General features: G+C 60.8%; 20 protein-coding genes. 10 read left to right on the top strand and 10 right to left on the bottom strand.

Annotation, left to right across the window (positions count from 1 at the left end; genetic code table 11):
• Window positions 1-69 precede the first annotated feature (69 nt).
• The 3 genes from hslU to hslV are packed head-to-tail and all read right to left on the bottom strand — an operon-like array spanning window position 70 to window position 2,946.
• Entirely contained in the window at window positions 70-1,707 is a 1,638-nt protein-coding gene (hslU, locus tag ACIX9_RS02030; RefSeq protein ID WP_013578807.1) for an ATP-dependent protease ATPase subunit HslU, read from the bottom strand.
• Between the two features lie 42 nt (window positions 1,708-1,749).
• Window positions 1,750-2,280 carry a hypothetical protein gene (locus ACIX9_RS02025; RefSeq protein ID WP_013578806.1) on the bottom strand — a complete coding sequence of 177 codons (531 nt, stop codon included), beginning with the start codon at window positions 2,278-2,280 and terminating at the stop codon, window positions 1,750-1,752.
• Between the two features lie 30 nt (window positions 2,281-2,310).
• A complete protein-coding gene (gene hslV / locus ACIX9_RS02020) occupies window positions 2,311-2,946 on the bottom strand; it encodes an ATP-dependent protease subunit HslV (RefSeq protein WP_013578805.1) in 636 nt (211 codons plus the stop codon).
• An 84-nt stretch (window positions 2,947-3,030) separates the two neighbouring features.
• On the opposite strand from hslV, the gene ACIX9_RS02015 reads away from it, so the two are divergent.
• From ACIX9_RS02015 to ACIX9_RS02005, 3 genes are all read left to right on the top strand, one after another.
• Window positions 3,031-3,474: a hypothetical protein gene (locus ACIX9_RS02015; RefSeq protein WP_013578804.1), complete on the top strand. Its 444-nt coding sequence runs from the start codon at window positions 3,031-3,033 to the stop codon at window positions 3,472-3,474.
• A 74-nt stretch (window positions 3,475-3,548) separates the two neighbouring features.
• Window positions 3,549-3,905 carry a four helix bundle protein gene (locus ACIX9_RS02010; RefSeq protein ID WP_013578803.1) on the top strand — a complete coding sequence of 119 codons (357 nt, stop codon included), beginning with the start codon at window positions 3,549-3,551 and terminating at the stop codon, window positions 3,903-3,905.
• Window positions 3,906-3,966: 61 nt separating this feature from the next.
• Window positions 3,967-4,920, top strand: a complete 954-nt coding sequence (locus tag ACIX9_RS02005) for a cation diffusion facilitator family transporter (protein WP_013578802.1) — start codon at window positions 3,967-3,969, stop codon at window positions 4,918-4,920.
• A gap of 120 nt (window positions 4,921-5,040) precedes the next feature.
• Here ACIX9_RS02005 and ACIX9_RS02000 read toward each other — a convergent pair whose 3' ends face one another.
• From ACIX9_RS02000 to ACIX9_RS01990, 3 genes are all read right to left on the bottom strand, one after another.
• A complete protein-coding gene (locus ACIX9_RS02000; RefSeq protein ID WP_157477221.1) occupies window positions 5,041-5,853 on the bottom strand; it encodes an outer membrane protein in 813 nt (270 codons plus the stop codon).
• Window positions 5,854-6,213: 360 nt separating this feature from the next.
• Window positions 6,214-6,639 carry an OsmC family protein gene (locus tag ACIX9_RS01995; protein WP_013578800.1) on the bottom strand — a complete coding sequence of 142 codons (426 nt, stop codon included), beginning with the start codon at window positions 6,637-6,639 and terminating at the stop codon, window positions 6,214-6,216.
• 77 nt (window positions 6,640-6,716) lie between these two features.
• Window positions 6,717-7,847, bottom strand: a complete 1,131-nt coding sequence (locus ACIX9_RS01990) for an A/G-specific adenine glycosylase (RefSeq protein ID WP_013578799.1) — start codon at window positions 7,845-7,847, stop codon at window positions 6,717-6,719.
• A 78-nt stretch (window positions 7,848-7,925) separates the two neighbouring features.
• Here ACIX9_RS01990 and ACIX9_RS01985 point away from each other — a divergent pair, with 78 nt between their 5' ends.
• Together ACIX9_RS01985 and ACIX9_RS01980 are read left to right on the top strand one after the other, a co-directional pair.
• Entirely contained in the window at window positions 7,926-8,201 is a 276-nt protein-coding gene (locus ACIX9_RS01985; protein ID WP_013578798.1) for a type II toxin-antitoxin system Phd/YefM family antitoxin, read from the top strand.
• 3 nt (window positions 8,202-8,204) lie between these two features.
• On the top strand, window positions 8,205-8,618 hold the full coding sequence (locus ACIX9_RS01980; RefSeq protein WP_013578797.1) for a type II toxin-antitoxin system VapC family toxin: 414 nt from the start codon (window positions 8,205-8,207) through the stop codon (window positions 8,616-8,618).
• A gap of 4 nt (window positions 8,619-8,622) precedes the next feature.
• Here ACIX9_RS01980 and ACIX9_RS01975 read toward each other — a convergent pair whose 3' ends face one another.
• The 4 genes from ACIX9_RS01975 to ACIX9_RS25360 all read right to left on the bottom strand — a co-directional run bounded on the left by ACIX9_RS01975 (window position 8,623) and on the right by ACIX9_RS25360 (window position 14,834).
• Window positions 8,623-11,418, bottom strand: a complete 2,796-nt coding sequence (locus tag ACIX9_RS01975; RefSeq protein WP_013578796.1) for a phosphoenolpyruvate carboxylase — start codon at window positions 11,416-11,418, stop codon at window positions 8,623-8,625.
• Between the two features lie 70 nt (window positions 11,419-11,488).
• Window positions 11,489-14,254: a patatin-like phospholipase family protein gene (locus tag ACIX9_RS23380; RefSeq protein ID WP_232298772.1), complete on the bottom strand. Its 2,766-nt coding sequence runs from the start codon at window positions 14,252-14,254 to the stop codon at window positions 11,489-11,491.
• Window positions 14,255-14,324: 70 nt separating this feature from the next.
• Window positions 14,325-14,558, bottom strand: coding sequence for a hypothetical protein (locus ACIX9_RS01965; RefSeq protein ID WP_013578794.1), 234 nt, complete (start codon window positions 14,556-14,558; stop codon window positions 14,325-14,327).
• Window positions 14,559-14,672: 114 nt separating this feature from the next.
• A complete protein-coding gene (locus tag ACIX9_RS25360; protein WP_013578793.1) occupies window positions 14,673-14,834 on the bottom strand; it encodes a Trm112 family protein in 162 nt (53 codons plus the stop codon).
• A gap of 175 nt (window positions 14,835-15,009) precedes the next feature.
• On the opposite strand from ACIX9_RS25360, the gene ACIX9_RS01960 reads away from it, so the two are divergent.
• From ACIX9_RS01960 to ACIX9_RS01940, 5 genes are all read left to right on the top strand, one after another.
• Entirely contained in the window at window positions 15,010-15,939 is a 930-nt protein-coding gene (locus ACIX9_RS01960; protein ID WP_013578792.1) for a bifunctional 5,10-methylenetetrahydrofolate dehydrogenase/5,10-methenyltetrahydrofolate cyclohydrolase, read from the top strand.
• Window positions 15,940-16,147: 208 nt separating this feature from the next.
• Window positions 16,148-16,786: a dephospho-CoA kinase gene (gene coaE, locus ACIX9_RS01955; RefSeq protein WP_013578791.1), complete on the top strand. Its 639-nt coding sequence runs from the start codon at window positions 16,148-16,150 to the stop codon at window positions 16,784-16,786.
• A gap of 113 nt (window positions 16,787-16,899) precedes the next feature.
• Entirely contained in the window at window positions 16,900-18,144 is a 1,245-nt protein-coding gene (locus ACIX9_RS01950) for a threonine ammonia-lyase (RefSeq protein WP_013578790.1), read from the top strand.
• Window positions 18,145-18,169: 25 nt separating this feature from the next.
• The gene (locus ACIX9_RS01945; RefSeq protein ID WP_198152136.1) at window positions 18,170-18,439 is read left to right on the top strand and encodes a hypothetical protein; all 270 of its coding nucleotides are present in this window, start codon (window positions 18,170-18,172) and stop codon (window positions 18,437-18,439) included.
• The gene (locus ACIX9_RS01940) at window positions 18,436-18,933 is read left to right on the top strand and encodes a PIN domain-containing protein (protein WP_013578788.1); all 498 of its coding nucleotides are present in this window, start codon (window positions 18,436-18,438) and stop codon (window positions 18,931-18,933) included. Before ACIX9_RS01945 ends, ACIX9_RS01940 begins: the two co-directional genes overlap by 4 nt.

Below are 18,933 nucleotides of genomic sequence, written 5' to 3'. Positions count from 1 at the left end.
GCCCGCTTCAGTCTCAAAGAAGTCCTCGAACTCCGCGCCATCGATCAGCACACTTGCCTCACGCCTTCATCACAGGATGTACCGGCTCAGATCCTGATTCTTCACGATCCCCGCAACCTGCTGCCGCACATACTCCGGGTCCACCACGATCACCTTCTCCACCGTCCCATCCTCCTTGCGCCGTTCGATCACCGGCAGCGGCGGCGAGTCCGGCCTCACCTCGCCCCCCAGCGGAGCCGAGTGGCCGACCTGCCCCACCACCCCCTCCTCCGAGCTCTCCCCCTTCGCATTCTTCATCAGATCCGGAGCCTGGAAGCTGATCTCATCCAGCACCCGCTCCATGATCGTATGCAGCCGCCGAGCGCCAATGTTCTCCGTCGACTCATTCACCTTGAACGCAAACTCCGCCATCTCAGCCAGTGCCTCCGGCGTGAACTCCAGCTTCAACCCCTCGGTCTCCAGCAGCGCCGTCGATTGCTTCACCAGCGAGGACTTCGGCTCCGTCAGAATCCTTACAAAGTCCCCAACGGTCAGCGACTGCAGCTCCACCCGAATCGGGAACCGTCCCTGCAACTCCGGAATCAGATCGCTCGGCTTCGACACATGGAATGCCCCGGCAGCAATAAACAGGATGTGGTCGGTCGAAACCATCCCATACTTCGTGTTGACGGTGGTCCCTTCCACGATCGGCAGAATATCCCGCTGAACTCCTTCTCTGGACACGTCAGGGCCGTGTCCACCCTCACGCCCGGCAATCTTGTCGATCTCATCCAGAAACACGATCCCGGACTCTTCAACACGCTCAACCGCGAGCTTGGTCACCTGATCCATATCGACTAGCCGCCCCTCCTCCTCCTGCACCAGGTAGTCGAACGCCTCCGCAACCTTCATCTTGCGCTTCTTGGTCCTCTGCCCAAACAGACCCGGAAGCACGTCTTTCAAAGACATGTCCGATTCATCCTGCCCCGGCGCAGCAATGAACTCGAAGCTAGGCTGATTGCGGTCGCGCACATCGATCTCCACCACCCGCTCATCCAGCTTGCCTTCGCGGAACTGCTGCCGCAGCTTCTCCCGCGTCCGCTCGTAGCTGGTCGGCTCATGCTTCTTGTCCTCGCTCGGCCCAACATCCGCAACCGGCGCAACATACTCAGGCGACTCCGTATCCATCTGCATCGGAAGCTGAATCACATTCGTCCCGGCAACCTCGGTCGCCGCAGCCGCATTGGCAGCGGTCGCAGCAGCCGGCGTAGGAGGCAGCAGCAGATCCAGCAGACGATCCTCTGCATGAAGCTCCGCCTTATCCGCCACATCTTCCAGCTTCTCTTCGCGCACCAGGTCGATCGCAATCTCCACCAGATCACGCACGATCGACTCTACATCCCGCCCCACGTACCCAACCTCGGTGAACTTGCTAGCTTCTACCTTGAGGAAAGGAGAGTTCGTCAGCTTCGCCAGCCGCCGCGCAATCTCCGTCTTACCCACGCCCGTAGGCCCAATCATGATGATGTTCTTCGGCATGATGTCGTCCGCAAGATCCGGCGGAAGCTTCTGCCGACGCATCCGGTTGCGCAGCGCAATCGCCACAGCCCGCTTCGCCGCACCCTGTCCCACCACATACTTGTCCAGCTCCGCAACGATCTCGCGCGGCGTCAACTCATCCAGTGCCAGCGCCTGATCCTCAGCCGCCCCCGGTAAAAAAATAGCCATCTGCTTCTCCTCAAATCTCTTTCGTTCAAACTGCATCCCTGCTTAGTGAGCAGGCGGCGCAGTCGGGTCCACCAGGACCTTCACATCATTGATCAACTCTTTGACCGTCTCAGTAAACGCCGCGTCCCGATGCTTCTTGAAGAACGCAAAGTTTACCTCTTCCACGAAACCCCACAAAGAAACGCGCCCGTGCGGATCGCTCACACCAATCCTGATCTGAGGATGCGGAATCGCAGGCGGGTCGACGAACCGCACCGCAAACACCACATCCGCATCCTTAGGATCGCTCACCAGTTGATACCGGTCCCACGCCTGCATCTGCGCGTAAAACTCTGCATACGCCCGCTCCGGACCGCCGCTATAGCTGGACGGAAACGCAGTGACGTCACCCAGTTCATACGAGATGAAGGCCTTCTTTCCCTTCAGCAGGGGATCGGGCACCGGCGCATGAACGGTGTTGATTCCAACCTCCGCCGAGCTGCGATCGCTCCGGTTGAACTGCGCCCCGGCCGACATCGTCAGCCCCGCTAACACCACACACACCGCTGCCATCCGTCCCAAGTGCATCCGCATGATGAACCTACCCTTCACTCAAACCAATGCTTACAGCGCCTTCAACTCTTCAACCGTGATCCGCTCATTCGTATAGATACAGATGTCAGCGGCAATCTTCATTGCCTTCTCCGTAATCTCACGCGCCGACATCTCCGTATTCTCCATCAGCGCCAGCGCCGCGGCCTGCGCATAGCTGCCCCCGGACCCGATCGCCATGATCCCTTCGCCCGGCCTCATCGCATCCGGTTCGATCACATCGCCCGTCCCGCTCAACATCAGTGTCTGCGAGGCATCCGCAACCACCAGCAGAGCCTCAAGCTGCCGCAGCATCTTGTCCGTCCGCCAGTCCTTGGCAAGCTCAACAGCCGCCCGGCCCAGGTTGCCCGCATACTGCTCCAGCTTGGCCTCAAACCGTCCAAACAGGCTGAACGCATCCGCAGTCGAACCCGCAAAACCCGCCAGCACCTTGTCGTTATAAAGCCGCCGGATCTTCTTCGCGGAGCTCTTCATCACCGTACCGCCCAGCGACACTTGCCCATCCGCCGCCATCACCACGGAATCCCCGCGCCTGACGCAGATCACCGTCGTCGAGCGGATACGCCGCCCCTCGCCCAGATCCAGCGGATGCCCGGAAGGATGCCCGGAGGCTCCAATCCCCACACGTTTCGTCAAAGAATCGCTCATTTTGTCCACTCCCCAGTATACCGCCCGCCTCAACCCCAGCCGAGCACCCTGCATCTCACAAGCATCGACTATCCTGTCAATCAGATGCACCCGCTCTCCATCGTTGTCCGGCACCCCCGTCAGACCGCCGCCGCCGCCACCGGCGCAGCCGCCGTCATCGCCCTTGCTGCCTACGCCATCTTCCGCAAGCGCCCCACTGCGGAAGAGATCGAAGCGCTCCGCCGCGATCGCCTCGCCGCCGCCGGCCGCATCTCCGACGGCAGCCTCCTCGACGCCTTCCCCTCGCTCGACGAGCCACACGTCCTCGTCTACACCTACCGCATCGCCGGCGTCACCTACGAGTGCTCCCAGGACGTCTCACTCTTCGCCGACCGCATCCACGGCCCCCGCGCCGAATCAGCGCTCCTCGACCTTCCTATCCAGGTCCGCTACGACCGCGCCAACCCCGCCGACTCCATCGTCATCGCAGACACCTGGAACGGCCTCTGGAGCGTAGAAACCGACCTCACCAGCCATCCAGACGAATAATCCCAAATCCGGAATCCTCTCACTGCCTCATCACTAACGCATCACTGCCCCAAAACTGCCTCTACACTGTCCTCATGCGCTCCCACCGCCAACTCACCGTCTGGCAACGAGCGATCGAGTTAGCCTTCGCCATCTACGACCTGACAAAGCACTTCCCACCCGATGAACACTTCGGCCTGACCTCACAACTCCGCCGCGCAGCCGTCTCCATTCCCAGCAACATCGCAGAAGGCCAAAGCCGGGACACCCGCGGCGAGTTTCGTCATTTCCTGGGCATCTCCAGAGGCTCCCTGGCCGAACTTCAAACTCAACTCGTCCTGGCCAAAGGCCTGCACTTAGGAGATCCAACCGCAATCGACAACTGCGAATCCCTCGCCACCGAAGTAACCCTCATGCTCATAGCCCTCCAAAACTCCCTACCCAAGCAATAAGCACCTTTCCTGCCCCATCACTGCACCATCACTACCCCCACACTGCATTTACACTGTACTTATGCACATGGTCGCCTCAAACAACCGTACGATGCAGCGAATCCTCAAGACTTCGCTCGCCCTGACGGCCGCCTATGTCATCACCACCTTCTACTTCGGCCTCCGCGCCCACTCCCTCGCTCTCATCTCTGAGGCCGGCCACAACGTCTCGGACATGCTCGCCATCATCCTGAGCTTCGTCGCCGTCTACTTCCAGTCCCGCCCCGCCAACGACCACAAGACCTTCGGCTATCAGCGCGCCGGCGTCCTCGCCGCCTTCGTCAACGCCCTCACCTTGATCGTCCTCGCCGCCTGGATCGCCATCTCCGCTCTCCATCGCCTGTACGCCCCGGTCACCGTCCAGCCCCGCCTCATGATGTACGTGGCCGTCGCCGGCGTTTTGATGAACGGCCTCATCGCCACCCTCCTCTGGAAGTTTTCCGGCGACGTCAACATCCGCAGCGTCTTCCTCCACATGCTCGGCGATACGCTCTCCACCGCAGCCGTCATCGCCGGCGGCGCAGCCATCCTGTTCACCGGCCTCCAGTGGATCGACCCCGTCCTCTCCCTCATCATCGCCGGCATGATCATGATCAGCTCCTACGGCATCGTGCGCGACACCCTCAACATCCTCCTCGAAGGCACCCCCAAGAACCTCAGCCTGCCCGACATCCGCACCGCCATCGAGAGCGTAGAAGGCGTCAACGGCGTCCATGACCTCCACGTCTGGAGCCTCGGCTCCAAGTCCCACGCCCTGGCCAGCCACGTCCTCGTCTCAGAGATGCCCATGAGCGATTGCACCCACATCCTCGACAGCATCCAGAACGCCCTCTGGGACAAGTTCCACATCTCCCACACCACCATCCAGTTTGAAACCCGCGGCTGCGAGACCACCCACGGCTGCTCCGCCCCACCCGAACTAGAGATCGCCGGCGCACACTCCCACGATCACAGCCACCACGGCCACTCCCACTAGCCACGGAACTGGGTGCCCCATGTCTCGCCTCTGAGACATGGGTCTCTGGCCCTGACGATCAACATCCATCAGCGCCCTACTGTACCTTCACTGCCTCTCCACTGCATCCTCACTGTCTCTTCACTGCATTTTTCTGTAAGCCCCAAACCGATACGTCAAACTCACCGTAGGCTCGTTCGTCACCGTGAACTGCTTGCTCACCGGCACGTTTGAGATCACCGCCGCAAAGTCCGGGTTCTTGTAAAACAGCCCCCGATACTCCACCCGCAGCCCCAGGTGATCGCTCAACCGGTAGTCCACCCCACTGCCGAACAGCACAGCCGCACGCACACTGGACGACCCCTGGTACTGCTTCGTCGTCGGCTGAAAGATCAGCATCGCCGGCCCGCCCAGCATGAACGTCTGCAGCCGCCGCGTAGCACCCGGCCCTTTGGCCACATATGCGCCACTCAGCTCATACACGTTCGTCCCAATCGAACCCCGCGTGAACGTCCCCACCGTCGCGCCCGTCGAGGTCGTAGCTCCCCCGCTCTCGCTGATGTAGTTCTCCACCAGCCGCGTATAAGCAAAGTTGACCTCATACCCAGACCACGCATGAAACTGTTGATGAAACGTCGTCAGAAAACCCACGGAAGGTGTCGTCCCCTGGATCTGTTCCCCGCCAAAATTCTGCACCGTCCGCGTAGGCGTCAACTGCGGAAACACGCCCAGCGATAGATCGATCTTCGCCGGATCGTAGAGCCGAAGCTTAGGCCCAACCATCTGCCCCGCCGCCCGCCGCGCCGGTCTGTCTACGCTATTGCCGCCGTCTTCTTCCGCAGTCACGATACTGCTGGAAACAGCAGTCTGCGCCTCACAGAACTTCGGCAACCCTACAGACCCAATCACACTTACAGCAGTTGCAAGCGCAGGAGTCAAAGCGATACGGCTCAAGGAACCCCTACAAAATCTCTGTCGTTCAACCAAGGCGAGTCTCCTCTAAGTCGGGATATCGCGCCCCTGTCCTCTCCAAGGCATAAAACACACTTCGGGCAGCTCACTATGTGTACCGGCTGCATGATTCGTTTGCCGTTGGACTCCCAAATTCAAACTAGGTTTACACCCCACTTACATATTTTTCGCACTAACTTCGACGTGTTTATTAGTTGATCTACAAGCCCGAAGCACCAACAAAGAAGGGCCCGAAGCCAAAGCCCCGAGCCCTTCACAAAAAAGAAATCGAACAAATCAATAAGTTCGTCTCTTATCCCGCTTTTATCCTTCTTATCCGCGTTACGCCTTACTCTGTCTTCTTCAAACCAACTGAGCATCCAACGTGATCTCAGCAGCCTTCAGCAGCCGCGAAATCGGACACCCTTCTTTAGCCTTCTTCGCCAGCTCATCGAACTTATCCTTATCCGCATTCGGCACCCGAGCCTTCGTCACCAGGTGAATCTTCGTCACCGTAGGCCCGTCATCGGTCTTCTCCATCGTCACCACCGCAGTCGTCTCAATCGAGTCCGGCGTCAGCTCAGCCGAAGTTAACTGCCCGCTCAGCGCCATCGTGAAGCAGCCCGCATGAGCCGCCGCAATCAACTCTTCAGGGTTAGTCCCAACGCCATTCTCAAAGCGCGTGCTGAAGCTGTACTGCGCCTCGTGCAACGTGCCGCTCTGCGTTGAAATCGTTCCCTTACCGTCCTTCAGTCCGCCCTGCCAAACTGCACTCGCGCTGCGATCCATAACTCATCTCCTTGAAGCATCCGGCCTGTAGCCGCACTCCATGAGATGCCGCAAAACCCCACCACGCACCCTGATTCCTACTCCCTCAAAGCCTTCCTCACCTCATCCCTCATCATCTCCGGCGACTCCGGCCCCGCCACCCCCATCAGATCCATTCGCATCAACACCTTACGAGCCAGCCCCGTCAGCGGCAGCTCCTTTAGCCTCCCCACCCCCGCCCAGCTCAACGTCTCCCTGGCAGCCGGAATCGCCGCTCTCAACTTCTTATCCCCCATCCCAGGGGCCGTATAAATCTCCACATAGTAGTTCGTGTTCGTAATCGAGTGCCTCACCCGCAAGATCGGCTCCCGCTCCTCCACCGCATCCAGCGGCAGCATCGGCAGCTCCAGCATCCCCGGCATCAGGCTCGATTCATCCCCGCGCCGTTCCAGCAGCACCTCAGTCCTCGCCCCATCCTTCCGAGTCTCCAGCAGATAAGCCACCGTCTGGCTCCGCTGCTTGCCCTTCGGCGCCGTCACATGCTCACCTTTGGTCGCGCAAAGGTCATACACCGGACACCCCAGGCACAGCGGCCCGCGCGGCAGGCAAACCGTCGCCCCCAGCTCCATCATTCCCTGGTTATGATCCCCCGCAGCATTCGAGTGGTGCGCCACCCGCTTATGCGGTACCAGTAGCCCCGCCTGCACTCGTATAAACGCCTTGCCCGCCGCAGTCGCCTCCTCCGCCCGCCCCGTCACGCGCAGCAGCACCCGCTCCACGTTCCCATCCACCACCGCGATGCTCTCGCCAAACGCAATACTCGCAATCGCCGCACACGTGTACTCCCCCACCCCCGGCAGCTTCCGCAACTCATCCGACTGTCCCGGAATCTTCCCCGCAAGCTCCTTTACCACAAACTGCGCCGCCTTATGCAGCATCCTGGCCCGCCTGTAGTACCCCAGCCCGGACCAGGCAGCGAGCACCTCATCCTCGGGCGCCAGCGCCAGCGCAATGATCGTCGGAAACAGCTTCAGAAACCGGTCGTAGTGTTCCAGCACAGCCGCCACCCGCGTCTGCTGCAGCATCACCTCGGACACCCAGGTCTTGTAAGGATCATGCACGCCCCGCCAAGGCAGCTCACGAGCATGCTCCCGATACCAATGAGTCAGCTTCCGCCGAAACGCCAGCACATGCGTACTGTCCAACCCATCTTTCCCCACAACATCCATCTCGCGATTCTATGCCTCGAAAAAGAAATCTGACCATAATGGTCACTTCCGACTAACATGGTCTCTGAGGGAAGCACTATGGCCACATGGGGCATCGCGAAAGCAAAGGCGCAGTTGAGCGAACTGATCTACGAGGCGGAAAAGACCGGCCCGCAGAAGGTAACGCGCAGTGGCCGGGATGTTGCTGTCGTCCTTTCCATCGACGAATGGAAGCGCCTCGCCACACCTGACCGTTCCGAAACCAGACCGCAGCGGTCTGTATGGGACGTGCTGAGTAACTCCCCTTTGCGCGGCTCCAATCTCAAAATTCCACGCCGCAGGCCCAGCACCCGGGTCATCGATCTGAGCGAGTAGTCCGTGCTCTATCTCCTTGACACAGACATCCTCTCCCAGCGCACAAAACCATTCCCTAACCCTCAAGTGAAGGCCTGGCTTGCTGCTACGAACGACTTGGATACTGCGATCAGCGTCATCAATCTGCTGGAACTGCAGCAAGGCGTAGGGGTACTTCCAACCGGAAAACGCAAGAAAAGCCTTGAGCATTGGCTCTCCGTATCCATCTTGGAGATATACGAAAACCGCATCCTGCCGATCAGTCCTGAGATAGCGCTCCATGCCGGCAACCTTGTAGCACTCGCGAAATCTTCAGGACACACCGCCACAGCGGAAGACGCCCTGATAGCCGCAACGGCGCATATCCATGCGCTCACACTGGTGACGCTCAATCGCAAACACTTTCAGCGATTGGGAGCAAAGATGCTCTCCTTCTAAACAATCAGCCCGTATTCCGCAGCCCCGCGCTGATCCCATTGATCGTAGCCGTAATCGCCCGATCGATATTCCCCCGCTCCACCTCATCCGCCTCGCCCAGCCCACGCTTCCGTCGCATCAGTTCCACCTGCAGCAAACTCAGCGGATCAACATAAGGGTTCCGCAGCCGGATCGACTGCTCCAGCACCGCGTTCCTCTCCAGCAGCACGCTCTGGCCCGTCACCGCCAGCACCATCTTCGTCGTCAGCTCGAACTCCCGTTCCAGCGTCCCCAGCACCCGCTCCCGCAGCCCCGCATCCTCCACCAGCGAAGCATACAGCCGCGCAATCCCGAAGTCCGCCTTAGCCAGCGCCATCTCCACATTCCGCACAATGTCGATGAACAGCGGAAACGACCGGAACATCTTCTGCAACAAGTCCAGCCCAAACTCAGCCTCATACAAGGCCAGCGCATGACCCACCCCAAACCAGGCCGGCACCAGGTGCCTCGATTGCATCCACCCGAACACCCACGGAATCGCCCGCAGATCCTCCATCGAGCGCTTCTTCGCCGAGGAAGCATCCGTCCGCTTCGCAGGCCGAGACCCAATCCGCGCATGCTCCAACTCCGCCACCGGCGTAGCCTGCTCAAAGTAAGTGAACGTCTCCGGATCATCCACAATATGCTTCCGGTAGAAAGCGTAAGAGCTCTCACTCAACCCATCGAGCACCCGCTCCCACTCCGGCAACAGCACCCCAGTCAAATGCTCGCCCTTATCCTTTGGCCGTCCCAGCGCATCCAGCGACGCCGCAATCATCAACTCCAGGTTCCGCTCCGCCAGCACCACATCCGAGTACTTCCAGTTCAGCACCTCACCCTGCTCCGTCAACCGCAGCTGCCCGCTGAAACTATCCATCGGCTGTGCATAGATCGCACGATGCGTCGGCCCACCACCACGCCCCACGGTCCCGCCGCGCCCATGAAACAGCCGCAGCGTCACACCACACTCCGCGGCCACCTCATACAGCGCACGATGCGCCTTGAAGATCTCCCACGTACTCGTCATCATGCCGCCATCTTTGTTTGAATCCGAGTACCCCAGCATCACCTCCTGCGCACCGCCCCAGCTCGCAAGCAGCGGCTTGTAAGCCGCCGCACCCCAAAGCTCCCGGCAGATCGCAGGCGCATTTTGCAGATCCTCAATCGATTCAAACAAAGGCACCGGCTGCAACCCTGGATCACTCTCCGATCCCTCCACAGCAACGCCCCCAACCCGGGCCAGCCGCACCACATTCAACACATCCTCGGCAGAGGTCGCGCCAGAGATCACATACCGCGCCACGGATTCAGCCGGATACTCCCGCTTCAGCTTCGCCAGCATCTGGAACGTCTCCAGCACCTCCATCGTCCCCGCGCTCAAGGCCTCAGGCACCTTCGCAACGTCAGATGCCCCCGCCAGCTCTTCAATCGCCGCCGCATGTACCCGCGCATGCTGCCGAATATCCAGCGCCTGCAGGTGCAGCCCATACGTCTTCGCCTCCACCACCAGCGGATCGATCAGCATCGCCGCCAGCCGCTCGCCATGATGCGCCCCCAGCGACGCCCGCAGTACCCGCAGATCCCCCACCAACTCCGTCGCCGCCGTATACGGAGCCAGCGGCGGAGCCTCCAGCTTCACGGAGCTCTGCGGACTCCCACCCAGCCGCAGCATCATGCAAGCCACCAGCAGCCTTACCCGTTCCTGCGGAAACCGCTCCACAAACCGCTGCTCCGCACTTTGTGAGCCCGCCACCCGCAGCTCCGCCAGATAAACCTCCAGCCGAGCCTCCAACTCGTCGGTTACCCCAGCCTGATTCGTCGAGCTCCCAAGCTGATCGAACACAGTCTGCAGCCGCTTCAGATAATGCCCAAACAACAACTCCCGCGCAGCCCCCAGTGCCTCGGCAGTAGTCGCAGGGGTCACAAACGGATTCCCATCCCGGTCCCCACCGATCCAGCTCCCAAACGTCACCAGCAGCGGCAGGTCCTCCAGCTCCACCTTGTCCCCAAGCTCCGCCGCCAGCGCCCCCTCAATCTCCCCATACAAGACCGGCAGCGTATCGAACAGCGAGCTCTCGTAATAATCCAGCGCCATCCGAATCTCGTCGCGCACCGTAGGTCTCTGCGCCCGAACATCATCCGTCTGCCACAGCGCCGTAATCTCGGCCGTCAGATCCCGCTCCAGCGCCTCGAGCGTCGCACCCGGAACCGGAATCCCATCCAGCCGCTCCAACAGCTCGCTGATCCGCCGCCGCTTGAACATCACAGACCGCCGAGCAACCTCCGTCGGATGCGCCGTAAACACGGCCATCACCTGCACCCGCGCCAGCAGCTCCCGAATCTCCTCGCCACTCCGCCCAGCCTTCTTCAACGCCCGCAAAGTCCCCCTCAGAGACCCACGCTGTGGAGCCGCATCCTCCAACTGGTGCGCCAGCCGCCGCCGCTTGCGGTGATTCGTCTCCGCCAGGTTGATCAGCTCGAAATAGAAAGAAAACGCCCGCGCCAACTGATAGGCTCGCCCAGCATCCGCCGCCTCAGCCGCCACGGAAGGCAAAGCTCCCGCATTCGCATCGGAGGACTCCCGCCGCCCAATCGCCGCCAGCCGCAGCCCCTCAACCGACTCATACACCCCCGCCGCAGCCTGTTCCCGCAGCACCAGCCCCAGCAGCATCCCCAGCGATCGCACATCCCGCCGCAGCGGCGCGCCCTTCAACTCACCCGCAGGCGAGAGTAGCTCTTCCAAACGAGACGACCACGAAGCAGGAGACCAAAGTGAGGGCATACCAAATTATGCCTGAGGTCACTGCCCCACCACTGCACCCTCACTTCCCTTCACTGCCTCACCACTGTCTCTAAAACAATCTCCCCAGCGTAAACACAAACTTCCGCTCGTTATGGTCCCCAATCGCCGGCCCAAACGTAATCACCCCCAGCGGAGTCTCCGCAGCCAGCCCCAGAAACACATCCTGCCGCGTAATCGTTCGCTGCCCCGGCGCATACATCTGCCCCGCCTCATACACCAGCCCGACATAGATACTCTGCCCCAGAGGCTGCGGCAACTGCGCAATCCGCCTTAGCAGCCCCGGCTCAACAAGCCAGTAGTCTGTCCCCCGATACTCATCGATCGCCGAAGCCGACAGCCGCACCGGCCCGCCCAGCGTATAGAGAAACGGCTGCGCGACGCTCCGGTGGAACATCGTCCCCGAGTCCACCGCCATGGCAAAGATCTCCTTGCCCTGGTTCGGCTTGGCCTCCACCACATCATCCGGCGCACTCTTCTTCGGCATAAACGTCTTCGCCTCGCCTGGCAGCCGGAACCGATGCGCATACGTCCCCTCGGCCGTGATCTGTGGCGCATTATGAGATCCCACCGCGTCGAACAGATACGCCGCCTCCGTCACAAACCGCACGCCATACTGCGGAATCAGCGCACGATCCTGATCGTCATACGCATACCGCACCCGCGCCCGTTGCGAGTTCCCATAGAACGTCGCCGCGTTATCCTGACCAACCAGCAGATCCCACCGAATATTCGTAAAGTCGTACCCCGCCCTCAGCTCCTGCGTCCTCTGGTTCGACACCCCAATATCCCCACCCACGCCAAACCGCTGCAGCAGCCTGTCCGCCAGCCGAACCTGGTTCGAATAAATCTGTTCCGGCTGCCGCAACACCTGCCCATGCGGAGCCACAAAGTAGTTGAACCCAGGGCTCGAAACCGCATTGAACGGATGGATAAACTCCGTATCGATCGCCGTCTCATACCCCACCCGCACGGACGTCCTCAGCTCATTCCCATACCCACCCAGATCCTGGTCGAGCACAATCGCCTGCAACGTCGCACGAGTCACCGCAGTCGTCTGCGCCCGCACATTCGCGCCCAGTTCCAGGAACGGTGGCCCCGTCTTCTTGTCCGCGACGGTCACCAGAATAATCGGCCGGTCCGCCACGTCAGCCAGCGACTCATTCGTGACCCTCTGCGTAGCCGCCAGCCCCTTCTGGTCCGGAGCATCCGCCACCGCCGCCGTCAGCCCCGGCTGCCCACCCGTCGAAGGAGCATTCGGATTCGGCACCGGCGCACCCGCCCGCTGCCCATTCGCACTCTGCGGAGCAGCATTCGGCTGCTGATTCAACTCCGCCTTCAAGCTATCCTGATCCTTCGCCGGCAACTGGCTCGTAGAAGTAGCGACAGGCACATCCACCGTCCCCTTCTTCCCCAGCCCAGCCCCACTCTGCTGCGCCCTGAACTCCGCCTCCGTCTCATACCCCACGGTATAGTCCGCGTCGTACCGCCCATCCGCCCGCACCTGGTCCAGCAGCGTCTCGATCTTCCGCGTATCCACCGGCTGGTTCACCAGCGGCATAAACAGCCTCTGGACAGCCAGCGTCGCAGACGCGTTCGGAGCCTTCACCCTTACCCGCAACACCGGAGCCGCAGGCCCACGCCTCAAACTCCGCCGATGCACCAGGTACTCCTGCCAATCCGCATCGCTCACCGCATACTTCAGCAGCGCATCCTTGTTCGCCTCCGCAGCCGCATACCCTCGCTTAGCAAGCCCCGCCGTCTTCAAATAATCAGCAGCCGTATACCCACTCACGTCGGGCATCATGACCACGTTCGCCATCTTCCTCTGCTCCCGCTCCGCCCCTTCGATCGCCACGGAAAAAGACCGCTGCAGCACCCCCAGAATCGAATCCAGGCCACCCTTGTCCAGCGGAGAAAGCGGCAGAGACACCGCCAGAATTACATCCGCATCCATCGCCTTCACGGAAGACGTCGGCAGATTGTCCAGCACCCCCCCATCCACATACTCATGCCCATCCATCTCAAACGGCTTGTAAACTCCCGGCAAAGAAACCGAAGCACGAATCGCATCTGGAATCGACCCACGCGCAAACGTCACCGGCACCCCATCGTTCAGATCCGTAGACACGCACCGCAGCGGAATCGGCAGCGCATTGAAGTCCACCTGGTCGTCATACCGCAGAAACTGCCTGTCCAGAAACGAGTTCAACCCCTGGTCCAGCAGCACCGCATTCCTGAAGCTCACCCCATGCTTCAGCCCAATCGTGATCGCATTCGGCAGCTCGCGCGAGTCCTCCCGCCGCCGGAACGACTTCGACGTATACGTCTGCGAGAGCGAAAACACCGACGTGAACACCTTGTCGTTCATCACGCCCGTCAGCTCCTCCGGCGTCCGCCCCGTCGAGTACAGCGCCGACACCATGCACCCCATCGACGTCCCCGCCACCTCATCCACCGGAATATGGTGTTCCTCAAACCACCTCAGCACCCCGATCTCAGAGAGCGCCAGCGCACCACCGCCACCCAGCGCCAGCCCAATCCGCGGTCGCGCAAACACCTTCGCCGGCGCACTCGCCGGAGCCAGCGGAGACACCTTAACCGTCCTGCCGGAAGCATAATCCTTCGTATCCGACCCCGAGGCAGTCTTCGTATCCGGAGCCTGCGACTGGTTCACATGCTGCTGATCCCCTGCGTTCTTCCCACCCGGAGCCCCACCCTGCACCGCTCCGGCACCACCACTCTGCGCAAAACACGCAGAAGCCAACCCAAACACCATAACGAACGACGCAAAACGGCCACGGAAAAAAGAACGCATTCCTTAACGATGCAAAAAGCCGCCTTTGGATGTCGACAACACCCAAATTCTCCGCCAGAAGTGCTGTCAGTTACATCACAAAAGCCAGCGACTCCAGCTCTCTCTGAATGTGCGGCACGGAACATCCCCGAGCCTCCAGCCGCGAAGCCGCACCCCGCGCCTCATCGTTCGACACCCCATACCCTCGAGCCGCCAGAAAAGCCGTCAGCAACTCCCCGGCCTGCCAGCTATCCAGCCCCGCGCTGCGCAGCTCATCCCGAAGATCCGTCAGCTCGACAATCGGAAATCTCTCAAAAGCATCCATCCCTTGTCGGATGCAAATACGCCTCGAACTTGAGAGAAAAGATCGACTCAAATTTCATCCGAATACCATTTCGGATCAAAACTCTCGCATTCCTGTGCAAAATTGCACAGTCCTTCAACCCCGCACAGCCCTATCAGCCAGCAGCACCGGCAGTCCATCCACCACCGGATAGACCCGCCCACATCCCTCGCACCGCACGGTAGTCTCAGCCAGCACGAGCCGCCCAAAACAAACCGGACAAACCAGAAGATCCACCTGCCCCTGCAACAAAGCCATACCCAATGATACCGGCACCCAAACAGAGAACAGAGAACTCAAAACAGAAACGAAACAAGCGAAAACTCCATCAGCTCCTCTCTTATCCCGCCTTGATCGTTCTTATCCTCGTTACGCCTGCTCTGCTCTCCCAAGGGATCACCCCCGCATCCACAAGCGCAGCTATCATTGATCCATGAGCACTCCCCAAATCCTCGACGGCATCGCCGTAGCCTCAGAGATCAAATCCGAGGTCGCCCTCGAAGTCGCCGCCCTCACCGCCCGCGGCATCACCCCCGGCCTCGCCGTCATCCTCGTCGGCAACGTCGCCGCCAGCGAGATCTACGTCCGCTCCAAAGTCAAAACCTGCGGCGAGCTCGGGATCTACTCCGAGATGATCACCCCGCCCGAGTCCATCGCCACAGAAGAGCTCCTCGAAATCGTCGCCAGCCTCAACGCCCGCAACGAGATCGACGGCATCCTCATCCAGCTCCCCCTCCCTACCCACGTAGACACCAAACGCCTCCTCGAAGCCGTCTCCCCAGACAAGGACGTCGACGGCTTCCACCCTGTCAACGTAGGCCGCCTCGTCTCCGGCCAGCCCGGCCTCCAGCCCTGCACCCCCGCCGGCGTGATGGAGGTCCTACGCCGCCGCAACCTCCCCGTCTCAGGCAAAAACGCCGTCGTGATCGGCCGCTCCGACATCGTCGGCAAGCCCATGGCCATGCTCCTCCTGAACGCCTCGGCCACCGTCACCATCTGCCACAGCCGTACCGCCAACCTACCTGAAGTCACCCGCCAGGCCGACATCCTCGTAGCCGCCATCGGCCGCCCCGGCTTCGTCACCCCTGAAATGGTCAAACCCGGCGCAGTCCTCATCGACGTAGGCATCAACCGCCTCACCGACCAGGCCGAAGTCACCCGCTTCTTTCCCAACAACGAGCCCCGCCAGGCCCTCTTCGCCAAGCGCGGCTCCGTAGTCATAGGCGACATAGACCCCGCCGCCTTCCCCACCTCCTCCGCCTACACCCCCGTCCCCGGAGGCGTAGGAGCCCTCACCATAGCCATGCTCATGTCCAACACCGTCAAAGCCGCCACCCTCCGCCGCAGCGGCATCAACTCGTAACTCGAAACTCGCGACTCGAAACTGGTCAATGCCAAGCCGTTGCCTGTTCTTGCCGTTGCTCTTGCCGTTGTCGTTGCCATTGCTCTTACTCTTGCCGTTGCCGTTGCCGTTGCCGTTGCCGTTCGGATTAGAGGGGGCCTTCAGGCCCCCGTCAAGGGCCAAATAAGAAGGGGGCTTTAGCCCCGGGCCTTCTTTCGGAGCCACACACATGTCTCAACGAATCGGCCTCACCGGAGGCCTGGGCTCCGGAAAATCCACCGCCGCCGCCATGCTCGCCGCCCACGGAGCCCACATCCTCTCCGCAGACGAGATCGGTCGAGCCCTCATGCAACCCGGCACCCCCGTCTCCCAAGCCATAGCCCATCACTTCGGCCCCCAAGTCCTAAGCCCAGACGGCTCCTTAAACCGCCCCACCCTCGCCCGCCTGGCCTTCCAGGACGGACGAGTAGAAGAACTCAACGCCATCGTCCACCCCGCCACCATCGCCCGCCAACTCGAACTCACCGAAGCAATCCTCACCCAAAACCCCGCCGCCATCGTAGTCACCGAATCCGCCCTCATCTTTGAAACGAAATTCGGAGACAACTGGCGCGACCGCTTCGACGCCCTCATCCTGGTCACCGCCCCCGACTGGCTCAAGATCCAGCGCCACATCCGCCGAGCCCTCGAACGCACGCCCACCGCCGACCCCGAGACCCTCGCCGCCGAAGCCCGCCGCATCCTCCTCCGCCAGATCCCCGACGCCGAAAAGGCCCCCGAGTGCGACTACATCGTAGAAAACGAAACCACCCTCGAAGCCCTTCAAACCCAAATAGACCACCTCTGGCTCCAACTCTCACGCCACTAGCTCATCGTCTGTCATTCCTCAACTTCCTTTGTTGTCATTCCGCAGCGAAGCGGAGGAACCTGTAGTTGCTTTACTAATAACTGACAACACCGCCCAAGGTTTACCCTTACCCAATGTCTGAAAGCCTTCTCCAAACCCAAGCCATCACCCTCACAGACGTCCTCGCCGCACGCGAGCGCATCCGCTCCAGCGTCTACTACTCCCCCTGCCCCCGCTCCGAGATGCTCTCCAACCTCACCGGCCAGCAGGTCCACCTCAAGCTGGAAAACCTCCAGATGACCGGCAGCTTCAAGGAGCGCGGAGCCCTCAACCGCCTTACGCTGATGACACCGGAGGAGCGTTCCCGGGGAGTCGTCGCCGCCAGCGCCGGCAACCACGCCCAGGGCGTCGCCTATCATTCCACGCGGCTCGGCGTTCGCAGCATCATCGTCATGCCCCTCGCCACACCCCTCGTCAAAGTCACCGCCACAAGAAACTTCGGCGCAGAGGTCATCCTCCACGGAGCCAACTACGACGAGGCCTATGCCGAAGCCACCCGCATCTGCGAGGCCGAAGGCATGGTCTTCCTTCACCCCTTCGACGACCCCGCCGTCATGGCCGGCCAGGGCACCATCGCGCTGGAAATGCTAGAGCAAGTGCCACATCTGGAAGCCGTCATCGTCCCCATCGGCGGCGGAGGCCTCATCGGCGGCATAGCCACCGCCATCAAGGAATCCAACCCAAACATCCGCGTCATCGGCGTCCAAACCTCGCGCCTCCCGTCCATGTCCGCCGCCATTACCGCCGGCCACCCCATCACCATCGACGCCGCCACCACCATCGCAGACGGCATCGCCGTCCGCCGCGCCGGCACCCTCACTTACCCCGTCATCGCCCGTTACGTCGACGAGATCGTCACCGTAGACGAAGACGAAATAGCCTCCGCTATCCTGGTCTTGTTGGAACGCGAAAAAACCCTCGCAGAAGGAGCCGGAGCAGCAGCCCTGGCCGCCCTCCTCCAGGGCAAAACCTCCCTCGGCACCCGCAGCGGCGTCAACGTAGGCGTCCTCGTCTGCGGCGGCAACATCGATGTCACCCTCCTCTCCCGCATCATCGAGCGGGGTCTCGTCCAGGACGGCCGTCTCATCCTCCTCCGCATCCATCTCCTCGATAAACCCGGAGCCCTCGCCGACCTCACCAAGCTCATCGCCAGCCACCGCGCCAACATCGTCAACACCCTCTACAACCGCGCCTACTACGGCGTAAACCTGGGCGACACCGTCATCGACATCACCATGGAAACCCGGGGCAAAGAACAAGTAGCCGAACTCCTGGGAGCCCTCACCAGAGAAGGTTACCGCCACTCCCGCGTCCAATAATCTCTCGGCATATACTGACTTTGAGGTGTTCATGACCATCCCTGAAGCGGTCGAAATCGCAAAAAAGCATTTGGTCGAAGTCATGCCGGATCTTGCCTCCTCGACCATCGAGCTGGACGAGTTGGAGACTCCACCAAGCGGTTCTGCTTGGCGTTTCACCTTTACTGCGATCAGACCATCCGATCCGAACAACTCAAATGTGCTTGAACTCCTGCGGTCCAGGCGCAGCACGAAGTCTGTCGAAGTGAATAGTGTTGACGGGTCTCTCTTGGCTATACGCAATCGTGCAGCATGACTGCCGAAGAAGCGTTCCTGGGCAAGGCTCGTGGAAGCAAGATTCTGCTCGACACCAATCTTCTGCTTCTCTTGCTGATCGGCAGTTTTGATCGCAGCCTCATCACCCGATTCAAGCGAACCTCGCAGTTCACTCCATCCGACTTTGATGCTTTAGTCGAACTCCTCAGCGCATCCCGCCAACTCGTCACCACACCCCATCTGCTCACAGAAGTAAGCAGCCTCGCCAACGCTCTGCCTTCCTATCTAAAGTTGGAATGGCATCAGCATCTGGCTGAACAGACTTCCCGTTTCTTTGAAGTTTTTATTGCTAGCGAAACTCTAATGAAGCAACCCGCCTTTTTAGCACTTGGCTTGGCTGATTCAGCAGTCTTCGCTGCCGCAGCAGAGTCCCTTGTACTCACTGAGGACTACAGGTTGGCAGGCTCCCTAAGAGCAAGCGGAATGACCGCGATGAGCTTTAGCGACCTTCGCGCATTCGTTGAGAACGCCTGA

The sequence above is a fragment of the Granulicella tundricola MP5ACTX9 genome (genome assembly GCF_000178975.2).
GTDB classification, from domain to species: domain Bacteria; phylum Acidobacteriota; class Terriglobia; order Terriglobales; family Acidobacteriaceae; genus Edaphobacter; species Edaphobacter tundricola.
Note: the sequence above shows the minus strand (reverse complement) of the source record. Positions and strands in the feature narration are given on the sequence as shown.

What these genes read in the sequence shown, in the direction of transcription:
- hslU (WP_013578807.1), bottom strand. Translation starts at nt 1,707, where the DNA reads ATGGCTATTTTTTTACCGGGGGCGGCTGAGGATCAGGCGCTGGCACTG.
- ACIX9_RS02025 (WP_013578806.1), bottom strand. Translation starts at nt 2,280, where the DNA reads ATGCGGATGCACTTGGGACGGATGGCAGCGGTGTGTGTGGTGTTAGCG.
- hslV (WP_013578805.1), bottom strand. Translation starts at nt 2,946, where the DNA reads ATGAGCGATTCTTTGACGAAACGTGTGGGGATTGGAGCCTCCGGGCAT.
- ACIX9_RS02015 (WP_013578804.1), top strand. Translation starts at nt 3,031, where the DNA reads ATGCACCCGCTCTCCATCGTTGTCCGGCACCCCCGTCAGACCGCCGCC.
- ACIX9_RS02010 (WP_013578803.1), top strand. Translation starts at nt 3,549, where the DNA reads ATGCGCTCCCACCGCCAACTCACCGTCTGGCAACGAGCGATCGAGTTA.
- ACIX9_RS02005 (WP_013578802.1), top strand. Translation starts at nt 3,967, where the DNA reads ATGCACATGGTCGCCTCAAACAACCGTACGATGCAGCGAATCCTCAAG.
- ACIX9_RS01995 (WP_013578800.1), bottom strand. Translation starts at nt 6,639, where the DNA reads ATGGATCGCAGCGCGAGTGCAGTTTGGCAGGGCGGACTGAAGGACGGT.
- ACIX9_RS01990 (WP_013578799.1), bottom strand. Translation starts at nt 7,847, where the DNA reads ATGGATGTTGTGGGGAAAGATGGGTTGGACAGTACGCATGTGCTGGCG.
- ACIX9_RS01985 (WP_013578798.1), top strand. Translation starts at nt 7,926, where the DNA reads ATGGCCACATGGGGCATCGCGAAAGCAAAGGCGCAGTTGAGCGAACTG.
- ACIX9_RS01975 (WP_013578796.1), bottom strand. Translation starts at nt 11,418, where the DNA reads ATGCCCTCACTTTGGTCTCCTGCTTCGTGGTCGTCTCGTTTGGAAGAG.
- ACIX9_RS23380 (WP_232298772.1), bottom strand. Translation starts at nt 14,254, where the DNA reads ATGCGTTCTTTTTTCCGTGGCCGTTTTGCGTCGTTCGTTATGGTGTTT.
- ACIX9_RS01965 (WP_013578794.1), bottom strand. Translation starts at nt 14,558, where the DNA reads ATGGATGCTTTTGAGAGATTTCCGATTGTCGAGCTGACGGATCTTCGG.
- ACIX9_RS25360 (WP_013578793.1), bottom strand. Translation starts at nt 14,834, where the DNA reads ATGGCTTTGTTGCAGGGGCAGGTGGATCTTCTGGTTTGTCCGGTTTGT.
- ACIX9_RS01960 (WP_013578792.1), top strand. Translation starts at nt 15,010, where the DNA reads ATGAGCACTCCCCAAATCCTCGACGGCATCGCCGTAGCCTCAGAGATC.
- coaE (WP_013578791.1), top strand. Translation starts at nt 16,148, where the DNA reads ATGTCTCAACGAATCGGCCTCACCGGAGGCCTGGGCTCCGGAAAATCC.
- ACIX9_RS01950 (WP_013578790.1), top strand. Translation starts at nt 16,900, where the DNA reads ATGTCTGAAAGCCTTCTCCAAACCCAAGCCATCACCCTCACAGACGTC.
- ACIX9_RS01940 (WP_013578788.1), top strand. Translation starts at nt 18,436, where the DNA reads ATGACTGCCGAAGAAGCGTTCCTGGGCAAGGCTCGTGGAAGCAAGATT.